This window comes from Proteiniclasticum sp. (assembly GCF_032054185.1).
GTDB lineage: Bacteria > Bacillota > Clostridia > Clostridiales > Clostridiaceae > Proteiniclasticum.
Genome location: NZ_DAMBTF010000032.1, coordinates 1 through 21,253 on the forward strand (window position 1 = coordinate 1; position 21,253 = coordinate 21,253).

General features: G+C 35.9%; 20 protein-coding genes, 1 pseudogene and 1 riboswitch. Of the genes and pseudogenes, 5 read left to right on the forward strand and 16 right to left on the reverse strand.

Features of this window, described 5'->3' with window-relative positions:
* Window positions 1-128: 128 nt before the first annotated feature.
* Window positions 129-806, forward strand: a complete 678-nt coding sequence (locus RTX25_RS13170; protein WP_312654402.1) for a response regulator transcription factor — start codon at window positions 129-131, stop codon at window positions 804-806.
* Window positions 799-1,866 (forward strand): HAMP domain-containing sensor histidine kinase, encoded by a 1,068-nt coding sequence (locus RTX25_RS13175; RefSeq protein ID WP_312654375.1) that lies wholly within the window; start codon window positions 799-801, stop codon window positions 1,864-1,866. Before RTX25_RS13170 ends, RTX25_RS13175 begins: the two co-directional genes overlap by 8 nt.
* Before the next feature lie 870 nt (window positions 1,867-2,736).
* Here RTX25_RS13175 and RTX25_RS13180 read toward each other — a convergent pair.
* The 8 genes and pseudogenes from RTX25_RS13180 to RTX25_RS13215 all read right to left on the reverse strand — a co-directional run bounded on the left by RTX25_RS13180 (window position 2,737) and on the right by RTX25_RS13215 (window position 8,450).
* Complete coding sequence (locus RTX25_RS13180) at window positions 2,737-3,258, reverse strand: hypothetical protein (protein ID WP_312654376.1); 522 nt, start codon at window positions 3,256-3,258, stop codon at window positions 2,737-2,739.
* The gene (locus RTX25_RS13185) at window positions 3,242-3,952 is read right to left on the reverse strand and encodes a hypothetical protein (RefSeq protein ID WP_312654377.1); all 711 of its coding nucleotides are present in this window, start codon (window positions 3,950-3,952) and stop codon (window positions 3,242-3,244) included. The genes RTX25_RS13180 and RTX25_RS13185 overlap by 17 nt, the downstream gene beginning before the upstream one ends.
* Window positions 3,940-4,677 (reverse strand): hypothetical protein, encoded by a 738-nt coding sequence (locus tag RTX25_RS13190; protein ID WP_312654378.1) that lies wholly within the window; start codon window positions 4,675-4,677, stop codon window positions 3,940-3,942. The genes RTX25_RS13185 and RTX25_RS13190 overlap by 13 nt, the downstream gene beginning before the upstream one ends.
* A 687-nt stretch (window positions 4,678-5,364) precedes the next feature.
* Window positions 5,365-5,535: pseudogene (locus RTX25_RS13195) on the reverse strand (GMP synthase (glutamine-hydrolyzing)); the annotation flags it as partial.
* Window positions 5,536-5,691: 156 nt separating this feature from the next.
* The gene (locus RTX25_RS13200) at window positions 5,692-6,111 is read right to left on the reverse strand and encodes a hypothetical protein (RefSeq protein ID WP_312654379.1); all 420 of its coding nucleotides are present in this window, start codon (window positions 6,109-6,111) and stop codon (window positions 5,692-5,694) included.
* Between the two features lie 45 nt (window positions 6,112-6,156).
* A complete protein-coding gene (locus RTX25_RS13205; RefSeq protein WP_312654380.1) occupies window positions 6,157-7,107 on the reverse strand; it encodes a HaeIII family restriction endonuclease in 951 nt (316 codons plus the stop codon).
* The gene (locus RTX25_RS13210; protein WP_312654381.1) at window positions 7,100-8,104 is read right to left on the reverse strand and encodes a DNA cytosine methyltransferase; all 1,005 of its coding nucleotides are present in this window, start codon (window positions 8,102-8,104) and stop codon (window positions 7,100-7,102) included. The genes RTX25_RS13205 and RTX25_RS13210 overlap by 8 nt, the downstream gene beginning before the upstream one ends.
* A 121-nt stretch (window positions 8,105-8,225) precedes the next feature.
* Window positions 8,226-8,450 carry a helix-turn-helix transcriptional regulator gene (locus RTX25_RS13215; RefSeq protein ID WP_312654382.1) on the reverse strand — a complete coding sequence of 75 codons (225 nt, stop codon included), beginning with the start codon at window positions 8,448-8,450 and terminating at the stop codon, window positions 8,226-8,228.
* A 154-nt stretch (window positions 8,451-8,604) separates the two neighbouring features.
* Between RTX25_RS13215 and RTX25_RS13220 the strand changes: the two genes are divergently transcribed.
* The 3 genes from RTX25_RS13220 (at window position 8,605) to RTX25_RS13230 (ending at window position 11,861) form a co-directional block, all read left to right on the forward strand.
* Window positions 8,605-10,095: a caspase family protein gene (locus RTX25_RS13220; protein ID WP_312654383.1), complete on the forward strand. Its 1,491-nt coding sequence runs from the start codon at window positions 8,605-8,607 to the stop codon at window positions 10,093-10,095.
* A gap of 168 nt (window positions 10,096-10,263) precedes the next feature.
* Entirely contained in the window at window positions 10,264-10,890 is a 627-nt protein-coding gene (locus RTX25_RS13225; protein WP_312654384.1) for a recombinase family protein, read from the forward strand.
* Between the two features lie 275 nt (window positions 10,891-11,165).
* Entirely contained in the window at window positions 11,166-11,861 is a 696-nt protein-coding gene (locus tag RTX25_RS13230) for a hypothetical protein (RefSeq protein ID WP_312654385.1), read from the forward strand.
* A gap of 999 nt (window positions 11,862-12,860) precedes the next feature.
* On the opposite strand, the gene RTX25_RS13235 is transcribed toward RTX25_RS13230, so the two are convergent.
* From RTX25_RS13235 to RTX25_RS13270, 8 genes are all read right to left on the reverse strand, one after another.
* On the reverse strand, window positions 12,861-13,985 hold the full coding sequence (locus tag RTX25_RS13235) for a hypothetical protein (RefSeq protein ID WP_312654386.1): 1,125 nt from the start codon (window positions 13,983-13,985) through the stop codon (window positions 12,861-12,863).
* Between the two features lie 981 nt (window positions 13,986-14,966).
* Entirely contained in the window at window positions 14,967-15,161 is a 195-nt protein-coding gene (locus RTX25_RS13240) for a hypothetical protein (RefSeq protein WP_312654387.1), read from the reverse strand.
* A 21-nt stretch (window positions 15,162-15,182) separates the two neighbouring features.
* Window positions 15,183-16,136 carry a tyrosine-type recombinase/integrase gene (locus RTX25_RS13245; protein ID WP_312654388.1) on the reverse strand — a complete coding sequence of 318 codons (954 nt, stop codon included), beginning with the start codon at window positions 16,134-16,136 and terminating at the stop codon, window positions 15,183-15,185.
* Window positions 16,137-16,270: 134 nt separating this feature from the next.
* Window positions 16,271-17,803, reverse strand: a complete 1,533-nt coding sequence (guaA, locus tag RTX25_RS13250; RefSeq protein ID WP_312654389.1) for a glutamine-hydrolyzing GMP synthase — start codon at window positions 17,801-17,803, stop codon at window positions 16,271-16,273.
* A gap of 8 nt (window positions 17,804-17,811) precedes the next feature.
* Entirely contained in the window at window positions 17,812-19,269 is a 1,458-nt protein-coding gene (guaB, locus tag RTX25_RS13255) for an IMP dehydrogenase (protein ID WP_312654390.1), read from the reverse strand.
* A gap of 63 nt (window positions 19,270-19,332) precedes the next feature.
* Window positions 19,333-19,432, reverse strand: a riboswitch (purine riboswitch).
* 108 nt (window positions 19,433-19,540) lie between these two features.
* A complete protein-coding gene (locus RTX25_RS13260) occupies window positions 19,541-20,077 on the reverse strand; it encodes a prepilin peptidase (protein ID WP_312654391.1) in 537 nt (178 codons plus the stop codon).
* A gap of 19 nt (window positions 20,078-20,096) precedes the next feature.
* Window positions 20,097-20,456, reverse strand: a complete 360-nt coding sequence (locus RTX25_RS13265; protein ID WP_312654392.1) for a type II secretion system protein — start codon at window positions 20,454-20,456, stop codon at window positions 20,097-20,099.
* 161 nt (window positions 20,457-20,617) lie between these two features.
* Window positions 20,618-21,151, reverse strand: a complete 534-nt coding sequence (locus RTX25_RS13270) for a helix-turn-helix domain-containing protein (RefSeq protein ID WP_312654393.1) — start codon at window positions 21,149-21,151, stop codon at window positions 20,618-20,620.
* Between the last annotated feature and the right edge of the window lie 102 nt (window positions 21,152-21,253).

The window sequence follows — 21,253 nt, forward strand, 5'->3', positions numbered from 1 at the left end:
GCATAATACGGACAAATATTTTCTGAATTCAACCAACAGTAAATTGACACGATCGCCCGCTCATCTTAGTTTATTTTCAGTTTATGATTTATGGTATAATTTTTTCCAATGATAAGGGGGAGTGGATGATGTTTCAACTGATGGTCGTAGAAGACGACAAAAGCACCGCAAAACTGATGAAAGCCGTACTGGAGCTTTCAGGATATAAAGTGGTCTCGGCAAAGGATGGTCTGGAGGCTCTGGATGTCCTTGAAAACCAGCATGTGGATCTCATTGTGCTGGATGTGATGATGCCGAATATGGACGGGTACGAGTTTACCGAGCATCTTAGAAGCGTGGGCGACAATACACCCATTCTCATGGTTACGGCAAAACATCTGCCGGAAGAACTCACCAAGGGATTCCTTGCCGGTACCGATGACTATATGATCAAACCCGTGAAGGAGGAAGAAATGCTGCTTAGGATCAAGGCGCTTCTTCGAAGATCCGCCATCGCAAGCGACCATAAGCTCCGGGTCGGGCAGATTATTCTGGACTATGACGCACTGACGGTCAAAAGGGATGAAGAGAGCCAGACCCTTCCCCAGAAAGAGTTCTATCTGCTCTATAAGCTTCTCTCCTATCCCGACAAGATTTTTACAAGGCTTCAGCTGATGGATGAAATCTGGGGCATGGATTCGGAAACCTCAGATGTGACAGTGAATGTCCATATCAACAGACTGAGAAAACGCTTTGAGTCGTATCCGGAGTTTGAGATTGTGGCCATCCGGGGAATAGGCTACAAAGCGGTGATTCACCATGGATAACCTGAGAGAAAAACTGAAGAAGATTAAACTCGCTCTTCTTTTTGCGCTGATTGTGTGTCTCATCATGCTGGGATCTTCCGTTGTGATTTTTCTTTTCGGATATATGCTGGTTAAGATGGGCTACAATGTAGTGGGCTACAACCACAGACTCTCTCTCCTGGTTTTTGCCATCATAAGTCTTGTCATCGGCACGTTTTTTGCCTTTATCTTCAGTGATAAACCTCTGAAACCTCTTCTTGAAATCATGAAAGCAACAGACAGAATTGCAGAAGGAGACTATAGCACCAGGATTCAGCTTAAGGGTCCCCATGAGCTGAAACAGCTATCCGACAGCTTCAACCATATGGCGGAGGAGCTTGGCAGCGTGGAGCTTCTTAGGACAGATTTTGTGAACAACTTTTCCCATGAATTCAAAACCCCTATAGTTTCCATCCGTGGTTTTGCGAGGATCTTAAAGCGGAATGATCTCACAGAAGAAACACGCAGAGAATATCTTGACACCATCATCACAGAATCAGAGCGTCTAGCAGAGCTTGCCGATCAGGTGCTGAGCCTCTCAAAGCTTGAAAACCAGTCTATTCTCACAGACAAGAAAACCTATAACGTCAGTGAGCAGATTCGCCTGGTCATTGCCCTGATCTACAGCAAGTGGAGTGAGCGGGATATTGAGATTGACTTTGACAGGGGAGAAATTCTCTTCACCGCAAATGAGGAGCTCATGAAGCAGGTCTTCATCAATCTTCTCGATAATGCGGTGAAGTTCTCCCCCGATGGTTCCATCATCAAAGTGCTCATCATGGAGAAGGTCAATTCCCTGATCTTTGTCATTAAAGACCAGGGATCGGGCATGAGTGAGGAAAATGTTTCGCGAATCTTTGATAAATTCTATCAGGGAGACTCCTCTCATGCAGGTAGCGGTAATGGTCTTGGTATGACCATCGTCGGGAAAATAATTGCTCTTCATGGCGGTACCATCCGTATAGATACTGAGCCTGGCATGGGAACCACTTTTGAAATCGAAATCCCGAAAAATTCCACTGACATCAGAATTCTGATATAAACTCCGTTGTCTTCCCTATCAGAGATCAATCAATGTACTTTCATTGTTAATTGAATTACATTCAGAATTTTATTTCGACAAGATTAATTTTTTCTTCTTAATAGCATTCTCATCTCCTGAAGGATTATAACTTCTCATGTTCTCAAAAAAGAACTGTTATTGTCTCAATTCTGTAGATTGTCTATGATGCAGTTTGGTAGTCGGTTGATTACCCAGATATTGAAGAAGGAAGAAGTGTGGATATCGTGAAGTCGGACTCAAGTTATTTATTTTTACTCATTGATCGATTGGAATAAAAGTATCATTTCCCCAGTATATCTGTATCTTCACCGTAAGCGGTCTTTAATCGCACGTGTATTTTTTTCAGAAGAAACAGTCTATGATAATTTCCTTAGCTCATATAAGAAAAATCGTAGGCGGTTTGGTTTGTTATGCATCCTTTGCTGATTTTAGGATCCCAAGGCATGAGAGAAACAATTATATCCATTTTCCCATATGACGAGAATTTTAAAAGAGCTAGAGGCAGCATAATCAGATCTCTACACGGATTCAGTCCATTCACCTTGTCCGTTTTTACAGTAAATGATGGATGCTATATTCGACGATGTTGTTGTTACAGTACCTATCTTCGAGATAGTTCCTTCATCAGATATTATTTATTACCATTCAGGAAGGATACAATTGTATGGGCATTTAAACCCGAGGAATTTGGTTGTTTACAAAACGCAGAAAAAGCGTCTATGATATTCTAGTTAAGATAAATATCATAGACACTCGTTAAATTCATATTTTTTTATTTCAATTGTTTGAACCCAAATTCTATTTCCATTTACACTTGAGAAAATGTCTGGGTGTTCATCCTTGCAATAACTATAACCCAAGTTCTTTTTTCATCTCTTCTTTTGATTCAAAAAAGATTGTCCCAATCTCTTTACTGTCAATACGCTTTTTAATAAGCGATTTTAATTGCTTCTTGGTGTATAAAACAAAATTTTTCTCATCATTCAAAGCATTTACTATGTGTTCTGCGAATTGCCCAATACACTGATATTTCAATTTTGCTATATCTCTGTGCATATGATTGTATTCTTCAAGAGAATTTGCCGAATCTGGATCATTAGTAATTTCAAACCCGGATTCTAATAATTCATCCTCTGATAAAACTACCATTTCAATTTTATTTATTTGATCACGACATACTCCTAAAGCAACGGCTATATCCTCAATTTCTTTTTTGTTCTCCAGACTCTCAATTCGCCACACGGATAGTCTGTTCTTTACATCTGTCTTTAAATCAGCTGTAACTGGATGAGATGGATACTCTTCTACTTTCATACTAGGTTCAATCTGATTCCATTTACTTTTTCCTACCATTCTAAGCAAATAAGTCATGGTTAACAATCTCCGTTTCAATGTCTTGTATAACAGATGCTATATACTTATCTAACCAAGCTACACCTGTCTCCATTTCTCTCAAAAATTCTAAGGCTTCACCGTTACACCATTCTTCAAACATTACAACAGCCATCTCTTTTATCCTAATGTTTTTTCTACTTAGAGCTGAACCTGCAATAAACATACTATAAGGTTCTGATTCATGATATGACAAGTTTGATAAAATATTCAAAATCGCAATCCATACATCATCATCTGAAGCATATGTAATGAGGATCTGTTGTAACGTAGTCAGGAGTTTATCTCTTCCTTTTTTTATTTCTCGTTTTATAAATCTTATAGTCTCATTATGATAACCTATTTCGAATTCATCCCGCTTAATCAATTTATAAATGAAATCACGATACTCCGCATCACTGACGTCTAACAAAACAGTATTTTCTGTTTCTTGGTACCAATGTGATTTACTGCTATTTTTTTCTATTTTAATTTTATCATCCCGCTTGTATACATTGGGAACAATTACATTTTCTGAACTTATTCGATTTTTTAAATCTCCAATATTTGATTCGATTATAAAATTTATAATTTTTGAAGAATATTTACTTGATATTGTATCAGTGACAATACTATGGGATAACGATTTATAAACACGTTCAGCCGTTTTATTTTCTATGTTTATTGTTGACATAATAATTCCCCAGTTTTGTCTCTTATTGTTTTTTCTGCTAGCAATGATTCATAAACAAAACATTCAAACTCTTTTACTGAATGTCGTTCACCTTTGTTAAATAATCCAGTATTCACATCATAATGGATAAAATATCCTTTAAACTTTACTGACTTTCCATTAATCATCACTTCGTTATTGTCAACATAATTAAGCTCTTCAATTGTATTTAACTTCTCTTCTTTTCCGTTAAGCTGAATCTTTTTTCTGAAGCTCTTTCTTGTATTCCAATCACTCAGTACACCAATCTCGTCCATGTCATCAATACCTGCTATAAACTTGGTCCGCTGAATAGGCGTTGAATTTTCATCATACAAATATTGTGTATTTAGAGCCATTCTACTCGCTTTATAACCAAACTCTTTCATAATTCTTATAAATCCATCAGTTATAAATCTAACCTTATCATTAATACTGTCTTCATTATTTTGTACTGAAGGATTAAAATTAACTACCCAATCAACTCGATCAGGAAGAAAATCTACTCGATAACGCTCTTTTTGGTTTATAACCTGAGGTCTATTCATCATTTTTTGAGTGTCATTTGTAATATTCATAATTTGAATGGTATTATATATCACTTCCTGCTCTTCAAAAATATTCAGCATACGTTTTATCGTTTTTGATGAATTATCTAATTCTGGCATGTTTACAAACATTGATATCATGATTTCTGTTAATTTCATAACTACCCCTCACTTATGCTTAAGTATCAATTAAACAGTATCATAATTTCTATAATCTTACAACTGTTCACCTATTTATACTCTCTTTTTTACTTCAGATAATATATATGGTACTACTTAAGACAGATAAAAGACAGACTTCCTCATTAATGGTTTCATTACAAAGTACAACCTAATTTTTCTTTGTATTTGCACATTCTTTGTAGATATGGTGCTCAACGATCCCATGTACCTCCCGCCAAAGATGTTTTCACCACTTTGATTCAACTCACCATCCTAGTACGAGACAATTTCAATGTCAGTATACTCATCTCCTATTTCTACTTGCGAGAGATATTCAGCTTCGTTTGAATGTATAATTAACTATCATGTTTATGACACTGGTACAATCTTCGCAACGGATTTAGCAATTTACTAGCAAATGATTGTCTGAGGTCATTCATCTTCATCTTTTGTAGATCGATCTTATTCAAAATCATCGAAAGCATCAAGTTAACTGACTTTTATTACTGAGGATATTCTTTTCATAATCATAAAGTGTGACCATCTTGTTGAATTTTATTAACAATCTTTAGTTTCTATAGTTTAAAGTTCTCGACAATTCAATAAAGTAGTTGCATCTTAGTATCACAAAATAAAATAAACCCTGCAATCCTTCTCTAAAAAGGCCTGCAAGGTTTTATACTGCTATTCCCACTCAATAGTTGAGGGAGGCTTACTTGTTATGTCATACACGATTCTATTGACCCCTGGAACTTCATTTACAATTCTTCTTGAAACTGCATCCAGAACATCATAAGGAATTCTTGACCATTCCGAGGTCATTCCGTCTGTAGACTGTACAGCTCTTAGTGCAATGAAGTTTTGAAGTTCTATTAGTCAACATCTAAGCTACTATTAAACTACCTTTGATAAACTTGAAAATATCTTTATGATATTCATCTCTACTACCATTATAAATTAAATAATTCTATATGTAAATGAGTTATTAGCTATTTATTGTACTATTGAGACTTATTCCTGATGATAATCCTTGGGATTTTTCGTTATATCTTTGATGGGTAAAATATTGAAATAGAAAAAATATTTCCATGCAAATGTACCTAGAATGACTATTATAAAAGCAAGAATTGGGATACCTTTTTCAAGGATAAGCCCAATTATTAAACTTAGAAGAATAACATCAATAATATCATTTATTGAATGCCATAGGATTAAAGTATTACCATTTTTTGCAATAGTTCTCATAGAGTAAAACGAAATATAACCCATCAAAAGTGTCATAAGTATTGTCATTACTATCCCTATTATATCCATAAAGTCAGCAATATCTTTAATTGAGTATATGACCATTACAGTTGAGACAAAAAACCCAATAAATAGTATTAATGTCCCGTAAAATGTTATTCTCATATCTCGCTTCATTTCATCCACAAGATCCTCCTCCTACAACTTCATCACATAGCACCTCACAAATAATTACCACTGCTCAACAAACGTAGTTAATGTAGAAGGAATACCAACTAATTTAACATCAAACTTCAGTGATGTTTCAACAAGTGTTCTTGCATTATGAATGCGGAAGGAAACTGCCCACCCATTGTCAAATGTAATTACACATGTATTCTGAGATCCAGGTGAAAAGCGTATATCGAAAATTCTGCTCGGAAAGTTCAAAGCAGGTATCCTGAAGAGAGGTCGTACTGTCTGTGATGGTCTATTGAGTGTACCATTCATATTAAATATCTGAACGCTCGTTGTTTCGTTGCTATTAGATATAACCTTGTAGAAATCATTTCTGCCTAATAAATATCTTATGAAATCTTCAGCAATTTGACCCGGAAACATAGCATCTAAACGCCTAATCTCTTCAATAAACGCCATCATAATAGGATAATAAACTTCACCAGCTTTATCAGGGATATCATTAAAGGTCATTTGACTATTCATGTAAGTTCGTAAAGTATCAAACACTAGATTAATATCAGTAAAGTACTGATTTGAACAAGGCTTGTTAAACCATTTCTGCCCAAAATCTATGCTCGGTGAAAGTCTGGAATGTTTTACAGCATCATGATTATGCTTACATGATATACCGATTTCCCAGCCATTACTCATTCTCATACAAATTACATCTCTAACATCTCCATTAACACCAGCAGAATCAGGCTGAATAGATAAGATAAGTGAAGAATTACTATCTGGATTTTGCAATTGCGGTTCAACTCTTTCAATCAACCTAATGCCTGCTGTAGCTGCTCGATCCATTTCAATCCTTTGTAAATCAGTTAAATTATCATAAAAATTTTTAGCAATGTTAAATGATTCATTATTCTCAATACTAACATTTTGTATGCTGCTTAATCTATTGTAAATTGATATTAACGTAGCATATTCAAATGCTTTACCCTTCGCTGTTTGACTACTCACAATATGCCCTCATTTCATCAGTGTTTCCCACAATATTTTTACTTAATATACTCTTAATCTCTTTTGCAACAACTTCTGCCAACTTCACTGGTACAGCATTACCGATTTGCTTATATTTGCTAGTGAGATTGCCACAGAATACCATATTCCTTGGGAAAGTTTGTATAGCTGCTGCTTCCTGCCAACTAAATCGCCTTGTGACTCCATCATCTCCAAACTTCCATAAATCTGTTCCTAATTTCTCCATGTCTGGAGATGAAGGATGCAGTGCAACTTGCTTACTCATTGCTGGTATTGTATATGATACACTATCCCAAGAGCGTTTCCTGTTTCGACTCATATATCTAGATGAAAATGGAGCCTTGCAAACATCGTCAGGTGACGGAGCTGGAATTCCTTCTAATGCTTCCTTTAATGTAATCCGTTTTTCTAAAGGTTTTGGAAATTCAAACTTAGTAATATTGAGATCATTTCTGAATCCAATCATAATTACTCTCCAACGATCCTGTGGAACTCCATAATCAGCAGCATTAACTAAGTTTGCAAAAACATTGTATCCTCTTTCTGCAAAATCCTGAATTATTGCTTCGATTATTTCACCGTTGCCTAATGTCAGAATTCCTTTTACATTCTCAGCAACAAAAATTCTTGGTCTTTTATCTTCAACTAATTTTACGAAATACTTATATAAAATATTCCTATTATCATCTATCTTCCTCGGACCAGCAAGTGAAAACCCTTGGCAAGGAAATCCTCCTGTAATTACATCTGAATAAGGAATGTTTTCAAAATTAACTTTTGAAATATCTTCATTCGATACAATTGCATTTGACCATAAACGGTGCGTTTCACACGCATCCTTATCTATATCATTTGCCCATAATGTTTTGAAACCTTGATTGTGAAATCCGATATCTAACCCACCTGCACCTGAAAATAATGAAACTAATGTTAGATCATTTTTATTTTTACTCTTAAAATCAACAATATTACTCATGTTTAGCACCTCACATTTATTTATTAGATTATAACATAGAATTTATGTTCTCAATTAATAGTTACCCATAATCCTAAAAGGATATGAGCATTAATTTAGTCGTATTTTCTATGATTGGCATTCAAACTTCATCAATACTGCTATGAGTTATATGAAGATTTGCATCTAGTACACTAACTATTTTCATAAGAATTTTGATAGATGGTTTAGTCCTACTTCTTTCTATATCGCAGAGATAAGTATTAGAAATCCCTAATAATTTACTCAATTTTTTCTGAGTCAATCCTCTTCTTTTACGCAAAACCTTTATTACACCAGCTATTTCTTCTACATTGTCAACTCTCATTATTGTACCCTCCTATAATTCTATTGTTATACTAACCATTATATTTATCAACCATCTTTTTAATCACTAAAATCGAAATTATTATATAAAAAATAAAAATATGTAATTAATATATGTTAGTATATTTATATTGAAAAGAAAATGGAGGGCTATAATGAAAAAAATTGCTTTACTGTTCGGAAATGATAACTATGGGGGAAATCCGTATAAATTAGATTGTGCAATCAATGATGCGAAGTTATTATCTTCTAAGTTAGCTGTATTAGGATTCGATTGTCATTGTCATACTGATCTTACAGTTATAGAAATGGGTCAGCACATTGCCGATTTTAAAAAGGCTATCAAAGATTATGATGTAGGCTTATTCTATTTTGCAGGGCATGGATTTGAAGATGAATCAGTTAATTATTTAACAGGAATCGATACATGTATGCAAGATGAAGGAAGTATGCGATATACTTCTTATAAACTAAATGAAATATTAGACATATTTAAGAATAGTTCTTTAGATGTTAAAATCGTAATCCTAGATGCATGTAGAAGTAATCTACCACAAGGATCCCGAGGCACAGCAGTAACTTCCTTTGCTCCAATTTCTGCTCCAGTAGGAACTATAATTGCATTCTCTACTTCTCCTGGACAAACAGCACTTGAAATGAAAGATAAATCAAATGGATATTATACAAAATCATTAGTTGAGAACATTGACAAAGTAGGTATTCCTATTGAATATATGTTTAAGAATGTTCGAGAAACTTTAAGTGCTTATACCAACAAAAGACAAATTTCTTGGGAACACACTTCACTATTAGGAAATTTTTATTTCAATCCATTGTTTTTGAATAATGAATTTTCATCATTATATTCTAAAGACGCGTTAGAGGATTCATTGTATATTGTACCCTCTAATTCCATATTTAAAGAAATAATCTCGAACTTAAAATCCTACGATTATAATATACAACAATTGGCACTCTATGATATGTCATTATTTAATTTACGACAATTCAATCGAGAAGAACTTTTTATCTTAGGCAGAAATTTATATCAGGCATCCTGTGGAGGATGTTTTAAAACTCAAAAGTATATTGCGAATTTTAGAAACAACTCGAAAAGTTATGAAGCTGAGATTATATTTCATTTACTCAATGGTATGCTATATGAAATCTATTTTGATAGTAAAGGTCAACTAAGAAATCAACTTAAGACAACTTTTTGTAGAGAAGTATTAGAAGTAGTTGAGTCCCATAATGATTATAGTAAATCTTTGCGGTTTATTCAAAACGCTCTTTCACAGCATAGTAATCAACTGCTTTATATACCTGGTATCCAAAATCCAATTGAATTAGTTGTAAACTTAGCTGAAAATTCAAATGAGGATCAGCATCCTTCTGAGAGATTCTATGTAAAAAGTATTTTTTATCAAGGAAGCTCAGTTTTATATAATGAAACAGGTCATAGCCTTTATTCAAGAGATGCTTTCCCTGTATCCGTAACTGATTTGTCATCATTCGAAAATTCACTTAAAAAGACTTTAGGTGCTCCAAGTAAGATGGTCAGAATAAAATATATTCCCGAAATTGACAAGGGCAGTTTAATAGAAACAAATCATAATTATACAATGCGCTTTAATTCGAGAATATAATCTCTTTGTTCAATAGAGTATACCCTGTCATGTGCATATTAATTTGAATAGAATAACCTAAATTGATTAGATAACAACGACAATAATTCCGAGAAAGTGTACATCACTATTGACATACCCTGTTTTGTACAGTATTGTTAAAGAAAAAGTACAAAGGAGCTGGGGATCATGAAGGGAATTACATTCGGATATATCAGAGTATCAAGTAAGGATCAGAACGAGGGTAGACAAATTTCTGCATTAAAGGGTTACTCTCCAGAGCTTGAAGACCAGTACATATTCATTGACAAGCAATCAGGAAAAGATTTCGAGAGAGAGAAGTATCAAGAGCTAAAGAAAATGCTTAGAGCTGGAGATACTTTACTCATTCAGGAGCTAGATAGATTAGGTAGAAACAAGGAAATGATAAAGCAGGAGCTTAAGGAACTAAAAGAACGTGGAATAAGAATTAAGATTCTAAACGTTCCTACAACGTTAATGGATATCCCTAATGGTCAGGAATGGTTATTGGATATGATCAACAATATCCTTGTTGAAGTTCTGGGTGCTATAGCAGAAGAAGAACGTAATAAGATAAGACAAAGACAAGCAGAAGGAATTGCACTTGCAAAACAACAGGGCAAATATAAGGGTGGAGTTAAGGGAACTTTCAAAGCAGATATGAAAGAATTTATTAAGGTTTACAAGCAAGTACAAGCAGACAAAATCACAGTAAAACAAGCAATAAAGCTATTAGGATATAAGAGTAGAACCTCATATTACAACATGGCGAAGCAATATGAGGAATCATTATAATCACATTTCACAAAAGACCTAGTAAACATTAGGTCTTTTATTATTGCAATATCAAAAATTATAAACTAATATAAATATATACTAATAGATTTGATATGACAATTTAATGCATATTAACTTTAGTAAACTCTCAATTGTTGTAGCTTAGCTGGTTGATAACCTACTATCGATATTTGTTATGTGGGGGGTAACATTTCATTTCGGGTATATTGTTCATTCAATCAAAGTAGTGGAGCTGATAGAATCACACCAAAATAATACTTATCGGAGGAAATATGGAAAGTATAGTCCAGATATTTGACAAAATGAATTCTGAATCCAAATACCAAATAATAACAACTACAATAGGATTAATAATGCCATCTCTTATTTACTTAACTTTCAATTTTCCAATTCAATTATACAACAGCGACTTTTTTATATTATTTATTATGAGTATATGCGTCAATTTTGCAGTAATTTCTATTTTAGGATTATATTCTGTACTCGTCAAATTGAATAGTTACAAAGAACATTCCACTTTCATAGAAAGTTCATCAAATGGTCTAAATGATCATATAGCAAGACTAAGAGAGAACACTAATATACACAAGGAAACGATTAAACAATTAAATATTAGTCTTGATGAAGAAACTACTAATACACTAAAGAAAGAACTTTACGATAATGAAATAGAACTGGGAAAAATCGAGAACCTTCATAAACAATTTATATCTTATCTCGAGGATCTCCTTAATCCATTAAAGTACCTGAGTGAAGCATCTATCTTTTTTACGATGTATATATTATTAATTAGCTTATTAAATATAATATTAAAAATTGATGTTGACTTTACTGTAACAGGTATTTTTAATAATGTTTCCCTACAATTTATTGTCTACTTTTTCATCATATTAAAGTTTGACAGATATCATAAAAATCCTAGATACATTCATCTTAAAGAGAATTTTGAAGCTTATAATATAATTTAGCTTATTATGATTTTATAACATCATTTACAGTTTTTTTTACGACTAATTATATAATTAGTTTTTTTGCACATTATTTCATGCTAGTTATCTCGAATAATTTACTCTAACAATCCGTATAAGCATTGGTTATCAACGGTTATAAGGCTCAGTAATAAAATTTGTGCTAAATTACCCGTATAGTATTATATAAGTTATACGGATGATTATGTACAAATTTTTCATATTTAGCTTCATCCCGTAAAGTAGTCCTGCGGAGCTTTGTACGTGAAAACCCTGCAAACGTAGTCGTATCAACGGATGTAGCAGAACGTACATGTTTAGGGTGCTAGTATAGTATATATATACGGGCACTCAAAAGGTGTACGTTCTTCTGTAAGCGTTGCCCTGTCTATGTTACAGAGCTTTTTAAGTAAATACCACTTAAATTCAATCTACACTCTCACACTAGACGAGCGAACAGCGAAGTCTTATGTGTGAGAACCCCGCAATGGAGCGTAGCGGAATGTAGGTGGTCGCTAGTGAAGCGAAGCGGAACGGGCATAAAGGGATAGGATAGATTAGAAACTCCTTTTATCCTTAAACAGCCTTCGCAGAACTGTTCTATCGGTATCCTACATATCCTCTTGCATATGAATTCTGCTCACTACGTTAAGCTGTATGAGGTTTTGTATCTAATGTAGGGTAACATATCCTTGATGTATCAAACCTCTCCAACTCCATATCTGAATGATTATTAATGTGTGGTTCATTAACTCTATGTTTTAGGTTGACTCAATGATTCATGATCTGCCGCCTTTCGCTCCGATTTCCGCTACGCTCAGTTGCCTTACCCGACACTCCGCTTCCGCTACGCATCGTGTTACGAGATTCTATCGGTTTCGCATAGCTCACCGAATACGAACTCGAGGCAGTTGCAATTTAAAGTAAAGTTGTCTATAATCAATGTATATAAAATACTTCTTTTTATATGCATTGATTATAGACAACTTTTTTGATTTGCTATTTATTGTATTTAATCAACCTGTTTAATAAAGCATTATGATTAGTTAGATAGGTTTCTTTTGCATAGTAATGTGCCATCTTATACTTTATATAGCTTTGTTCTTCATCTAATTCACTCGAATAACGTTCCGGACTATACGATATTAATTCTAAGCTTTCTGGATCAAGATTATATATTAGTACTCTTTTTATCGAATTTTCGTGCCTGTTATGAGCAATTTGAGTATTTCTAAAAATAACTTTTTCATTTAACTTTAGTATCTCATCTTGTATATTACTGATTTCATTTATTTTTCTTACTTGCTTGGTATCTAATGAGATTGTCTTAGCTTTATAGTGACCATGCCACCCAAAATGTTTGTTAACTTTATTGGAAATAACTTTACGTACTTGATTGACTTGATGCGAATACTTCTGATAGAGTTCTCTTTCGTCTTTAATACCTCTTGAGTTAAGTTCGTCTTTTTCAATCTTTTTGTACTCTGAATATTCATTTGATGTAGAGCAATAGTTCTTGTACTCTACAAACTTATTTTCATTTATTGAAAGCGGCTTATACCAGTAAATGAGCGTGTTTTGTTGAGTAATAATAGATTCTTTCTCTAACTTTAATAAAACCCTTTCAAAGGATGCCCATAGGTTTGTACTGATTTTCTCAACAAAATCTTCAACCTCTCTTTTATTAATTTTCAAAATGTCAGCTATCGAATTAATTTCTGTTTCTGAAGTATTGCATTTCACAAACTGAGAGTTAACCATTCCTAAAATGTTAAGCCAACCTACTCTACTTGTTGTTAATGTTTTTTCTTTATTATTTATAAGCATTGTATACAGTATTTTTTCTAGAAATTCTCCATATATACTTTCACTACCGTTCGATTCTCTACCGTCTACAATCTCATCTGGCGTTTCTTTTACAAGTGTTATGACAAATGCATTCCCTATTCTCTCATAGTCTAAATACCTGTCAATCATTCTGAATTGAGACTTCTTGCTTTCTCCTGTTGTTGGTTTCCATCCTAATAAACTACAAAACTCTCTGTAGTTTTTGATGAATAATCCCTCAGTAAATATCTCAGTGTAATTATCTGGCATAATCCGTAATTCTGTTTTCTCTTCCATAACATCATCCTTTTATTAAATATTGCATTATCATTTTGAGAATACTACCATTATAAATTAACTCAACAAGATGTGCAAATGATATCTATTATAAAAGTTTTATTTGTTAGTTGAGAGAATAATAATACAAATTATTTCAACACTATATCACAATCAATTAATTGATATAAAAATACGTATTTATATTCATAGCTTTAGGAAAGAACTTTTTAAAATCAATCTCTTTGAAATATATAAGTTATGATCCACCAAACCCTCTACTTATACTTTCTTCAACTAATTACCCTCTCACATCCACACACACTAAACAGTCAATATAACGATTTTATACTTTCAATCACAAGCCTACCATAAGGTAAATGGACTATTAATTGAAACCCCATTTACAGCAGAAGTCTGGTCAATTTTGAAAAAATGTATTAAAGTAACATTCTCTTTCTAATGATTATGTCATAATCTATTAAATCATTTTACTATTTAATATGCCATTCTATTTTATTTTTAATAGTTATATTAAAAGGAGGTGATTAAAATTAAATGCTTGTATTGTAAGAAAGAGTTTAAGCCTATAAGAATCGGTGGGATTATTAGTATCACCTGTTGTGATAAGATTCAAATACTAAAATACACACTAAGACCTAGATTGAGGGAGTTGTATCAATAAGATCCTGAGATCATTTTCAGGTAAGCATTTGTCAAATTAAAATCTTCACTTAATTATTACTCTAAAACGATAAAACAACTGTTTTGTATATAATCATTTAGCACGCATTTAAGCTTCTCACAGCGTTAAATTATTTTGATAGGCATTTATCTGATATTTCATATTGGAAGCTGCTAGAGCTCAATATACTGCTTAAAACACTACTATAAGTTTTGTAAAATACAACTCAGACTACAGAAAAGTATAATTATATCATGTCCAAAAATCTTTTATATTCAAAAGCTCTTATAGCAATACACTATAAGAGCTTTGTTTATTTATTCTTCATCTTCATTGTTAATCTCAAGAGCTTGTTGTAAGCCTTGTATTAACTCTCTTATATCCTCAGGTGAAATAATCTCACCGATTGACTTTTCAAATGGATCTTCTATTTTAATGTGCAAATTACCATACTCTACATGTGTAGTTACCTCAAACTTAAGATTGTTAGTTAAAATTTCAATGGTTTTCATTATATTATCCTCCCTTTCTGTTTATCTCTTTTTAAATTGTGATTTTTTTTGATTAATATTGGGTGCAATATCATCAATTATCTCAATCATTGATGTCGTACTCGAATTGTAATAATGATTAAGCTCTTTAAAGGTAGAATGACCTGTAATGCCCTTGAGTATCAGTGGAGATACATTTTTGTTGACGCTATTAGTTATGAAAGTATGTCTATGTATGTGTATGCCTCTTTTTGCAACTCCTCGTTCCTTGCAGTACATATATATAGATTTTTGAAGTGTTGTCCTACTCATTATATCTCCATATACCGTAGGAAACAAATACTCTTCACCCTCGCCTTGTCTTTGACTAAGGTACTCATATAGTACCTCAGCTAAAGAATTACTGATTGGGAGATATCTAGCTTTTCTATTCTTTGTGTTATTGCATGCAATAGACCTGTTTAGGATATCGACATTCTTAACTTTCAAATTCCTTAATTCGGTTGCACGAATCCCTGTACTAGCTAATACCCATACGATTGTATAAGTTCGTACTGTAGCAAATTCCTTATTTCTAGGTTTTTGTAACAAAACATTTAGTTCTTCCTCTGTAAGAATTTCTTTAAATTCCTCTTGAACTTTGACGTACGGTGTTAAAAAATCCTTAGCAATATATCCTTGTTTGATGCAGTACTTAATTATTGGACTAATATTCTGTATATAACTATTAATCGAGGTTGACTTAATACCTTTCTCGCTCAAATAATCAATATATTTATTTAAAGTTTCCTCCCTGATATCCTTGCACAATATGTTGTCACCAGTGAACTTGCTAAAGTACTTCATATGATTTGCATACGTCTTGATTGTTATTTCAGATCGTCCTTTATTCTTAAGTGTATGCATGTACTCTTGATACGCTTCAGTAAATGTTTTCTCTATCCTCCTTTGTTCGGATTTGAATTGTTGGACTCCCTTTGATATACCTTTTTTCATTGTCATAGCTCCCTTCGATTTTATTGAAAAATAACCTAAAAAAGTGTCTATGATATCCTAAAAAAAGAAAAATATCATAGACACCTGACTAAAGTCATATTCTCTTGTTTATCAAAGGTTTGTAGCTTTAGCTCTTATTCCCACTCAATAGTTGAGGGTGGCTTACTGGTAATGTCATAAACGATTCTGTTGACTCCTGGAACTTCATTTACAATTCTTCTTGAAACGGCATCCAGAACATCATAAGGAATTCTTGACCATTCTGAAGTCATTCCATCAGTAGACTGTACAGCTCTTAATGCAATGAGATGAGAGTAAGTTCTTCCATCACCCATAACACCAACACTCTTTACGTTTGGAAGTGCTGCAAAGTACTGCCAGATGGTTTGATCCAGATTGTGCTTCGCAATCTCTTCTCTGAAGATATGGTCCGCTTCTCTAACGATTTCAAGCTTCTCTTCAGTGACTTCTCCAAGAACTCTAATGCCAAGTCCAGGTCCTGGGAAAGGCTGTCTGTAGACCAGGTCATGAGGAATACCCAGTTCTTCTCCAAGTACTCTTACCTCATCCTTGAAAAGTTCTCTTAAGGGCTCTATGAGCTCAAATTCGATATCCTCAGGAAGACCGCCGACATTATGATGGCTCTTGATGACCTGGCTTGTATCAGTTCCTGATTCCACAACGTCAGGATAGATTGTTCCCTGAACGAGGTAGTCAATCTTACCAAGCTTATTGGACTCTTCCTCGAAGACTCTGATGAATTCTTCTCCAATGATCTTTCTCTTTCTTTCAGGATCTTCAACACCCTTAAGCTTACTTAAGAATCTTTCCTGTGCATTGACTCTGATGAGGTTCATCTTGAATCTCTCTCTGAAGATCCTCTCCACATCATCCCCTTCGTTCTTGCGAAGAAGGCCGTGATCCACGAAGATACAGGTCAGGTCATTTCCGATTGCCTTATGGACAAGAACAGCAGCAACGGAGGAGTCAACTCCACCGGAAAGCGCACAGAGCACTTTCTTGCCATCTGCTTTCGCTCTGATCTCTTCGATCTTCTGAAGACCGAAGTCCTTCATCTCCCAGGTTCTTTCCGCCTGACAGACCTTATGGATGAAGTTTGAAAGTATTTCTGTTCCCAGCACGGAATGTACCACTTCAGGATGGAACTGGAGTCCGTAGAGCTTTCTTTCGTTGTTCTCCATGGCTGAGATCTTGCAGTCCTTCGTGGAAGCACCCACCTTAAAGCCTTCCGGTACGGATTCAACCTCATCTCCATGGCTCATCCATACAGTGGATTCTTTTTCAAGCCCCTCAAAGATGGTGCTCTCTGTATCATAAACGATGTCCGTTTTACCGTATTCCTTGATGCTTCCTGTCTTTACTGTGCCTCCCAGCTTATGGGTCATCAGCTGATGACCGTAGCAGATGCCAAGTACCGGAATCCCCAGACTGAAGATTTCTTCGGATATGGTCATGGAGCCTTCCTCATATACTGAGTTTGGACCTCCTGTCAGGATGATTCCGATGGGATTTCTCTCTTTAATGGTTTCTATGGGTGTTTTTGAGGAGATCAGCTCGCTGTAGACACCGGCTTCTCTGACTCTTCTTGTAATCAGCTGATTGTACTGACCACCAAAATCGATGACAAGAATCATATTGTTTTCCATATATTCTCCTAAACTTCCTTATTGCTGTAGTTCGGTGCTTCTTTTGTAATGTAGATATCATGAGGATGACTTTCTTTTAAACCGTTGGCTGTCTGCACAACGAATGTGGCTGTATTGAACAGTGTATCAAGATCCTTTGAACCAAGGTATCCCATACCGGATCTGATTCCTCCGACCAGCTGGAAGATGGTGTCCGCAACAGGTCCCTTGTAGGCAACTCTTCCTTCTACGCCTTCAGGAACAAGCTTCTTGGCATTTTCCTGGAAGTATCTGTCGCTTGATCCCTTGTTCATGGAGGTCAGTGAGCCCATACCGCGGTAGACCTTGTAGTTTCTGCCCTGATAGATTTCAATCTCTCCAGGTGACTCATGACATCCTGCAAGGATGGATCCGAGCATGACCGCTCCAGCTCCTGCGGCAAGTGCCTTTACGATGTCTCCGGAGTACTTGATTCCGCCGTCTGCAATGACAGGGATTCCTCTTCCGTCTAAAGCTTCCACACAGTCCATGACTGCTGTAAGCTGAGGAACGCCAACGCCTGATACCACTCTTGTGGTGCAGATGGAGCCAGGTCCGATCCCAACTTTAACAGCGTCTGCTCCGGCGTCTGCAAGCTCTCTAGCGCCTTTTGCTGTCGCCACATTTCCTGCGATGACCTGAACATCAGGATAAGCCTTCTTGATCTTTCTTACCCCTTCCATGACACCTTCTGAATGTCCATGGGCAGTATCGAGAATGAGGACATCCACTCCGGCTTCAACAAGAGCCTTAACCCTTTCCATTGTATCATGAGTAACACCGACTGCCGCTCCGCAGAGGAGTCTTCCTCTAGCATCTTTTGCAGCATTCGGGAAGAGTCTTGTCTTTTCGATATCCTTGATGGTGATGAGTCCTTTGAGGTTATTCTCCGCATCCACAAGTGGAAGCTTTTCGATCTTATGCTTCTTGAGGATTTCCTTTGCTTCATTTATTGTAGTGCCTTCTACAGCTGTGATGAGGTTCTCTTTGGTCATGACATCTGAGATGGGTCTTTCATAATCGGTTTCAAAGACCAGGTCTCTGTTGGTTACGATGCCGACAAGCTTCCCTTCTTCTGTTATGGGCACACCGCTGATACGGTAACGTCTCATGAGTTCATTGGCTTCCTTGATGCTTCGGTCAGGAGTCAGATGGAAAGGATTCACAATGACGCCGTTTTCCTGTCTCTTGACGATATCCACCTCATGAGCCTGCTCTTCGATGGTCATATTCTTATGGATGATCCCGATGCCGCCTTCTCTGGCCATGGCGATGGCCATGGTGGATTCTGTTACAGTATCCATACTTGCGCTCATCAGCGGAATATTCAGTGTGATGCTCTTTGTCAGCTGACTCTTTATGGAAACATCCTTTGGCAGCACCTCAGATTTATTGGGCACCAGCAGTACATCATCGAAAGTATAGGCAGTTTTGATAATTTTTCCCATTTCGTCCTCCTCAAAATATAAAAAAGCATACCCGAAATCACATGCGTGACAAGGGTATGCTAAATAGAGCACCCTGTCACTCATAGGCGGAAATTACATTGGCTTCCGGTAGAAACGCCCCCCCATATCAGGAGCTTATACGAGTAACTGTTTTTTTTTATTAAAGCTTATTATAGTCATCCCCATCTCCAATGTCAAACACATTCTGCAGGAATTGTGTTATTCTTCACAGGTTAATAATTGAAAACCTTCATAACTGTACAATCCATACCTAAATGCCGAATAAGTTATTGATTATTTCGATCTGAGAAATCAGAAGACCCAGAAAGAGAAACGGAACAAAATAGACTTCCCTTTTCATTCTGACCAGAGAGAAGATGAGCCCCAGACAGGAAGCATAGAACAAGGTGTAGAACACATTCCGTCCGAAGGCCATAGAAATGAAGAGGAGGATCCACAGATCCCCCTCTCCAAAATAGAACTGAAGTTTCCTGCTGCTTCTGTAAATCGGAATCAGAATCATGAACACCCCTGCAATATAGCTTCTTGTCTCATAAAAGAGGTAAAGCGCAGAAGGGGCCATGAGATAGAGAAAAACATTATAGACTCTGCCGCTGTGGGCATCTGTAACAGCACTGGATAGAAAGACCGAATAGAAGATGATTTCCATGATTGAAAAACGGAAGTAGAGTGATGCAAGTGAAAGGGTAATGATGAATGGAATCGTCAGCTCCATTTTTGACTTCATGGTGTCCCGAAGGACCAGGACACCCGAAAGACCACCGATTACCGGTAAAAGAATACTCAAAAAGCCTACCATAGTATCCCTACCCTGCGATGAGTTTCGTAGCGCTCGTCACTGAATCTCCATCTGCAAACTTTCTTAAAACCGACACCTGCATGGACTGATACCTGTCTTCAATATCTGCCAGCACCTCAATAAATCCGTTTCCTACGCCAGTCACTTCCTTTAATACAGTCGTCTCCGCAATCTTTGTATTTTCCAGATTATGGATATCGATATAGTTCAGCGCTTCTCTTACATGCGACCTCTGCTCCATCTCCTTGGCCTTTTCCACCATACCCTGGTATTTTGGTGCAGACATGGCCATGAGCACTCCGGTGATGCCGATCACGATGAGAAGCTCAACCAGTGAAAACCCCCTTTTCCTGTTCCTCTTTGTCATTAACTCAGCTCCTTTCCCTTTGATATTCACATTATGGAAAAGGAGATGATAATTATGCAGCGAACGGATAAATAATCCTGATGAATATTTTCATCATCTTTCTGCCATTTCAGAAAATCATTCAGAAAAAGAAAAAAGGAAGGTTACCCTTCCGTTAATTCCTAATAGCTCAGTGATTTCAGTCTCAGCGCTACAGTATTCTCATCGATGAGGATGATGTAATAGAGCTTACTGACTTTGTCCTTCATTTTCTCCTCGTCCTTATTTCCTCCGCTGAGCTGTCTGTGAACGAAATAGTAGAGGGATTCGATAAGACCGGATGTTCCGCCGCTTCCTAGCTCCGTTCCCATTCTGGCTGTATCGGAAAGCTGTCCTGATTTGACTTCCTTCATAATATCCGTGAATTCGCCAATGACATGAAACTCAGGTTTCAGAGAATCGACAGCGAGCTTCAGCTCCTCCCAGTTTCTGACCACGAAGTGATCATTGCCTTTCTTGATTCTGATCAGCGCATCGAGCACTTCACCCGGTGTAATTCCTGTGGCGGCTGAGAGCGCATTGAGAATTTTTCCGGAGTAGCTTTCAGGATCTTTTTTATTGGCGCTGGAGAGCGTCTGCTGCGAGATCCCCGTCCTCTGGAAAACATCATACCGGGTGAGACCGAACTTCTGAAGAAAGATATCCATGTACTGCATAGTGAACCTCCTGATTACTCAAATATTTTTTACTTAAATTTATTTTACTACATAATATTTGAGTAATCAAGTATTTTTGAAAAATATTTTAAAAATAAAAGC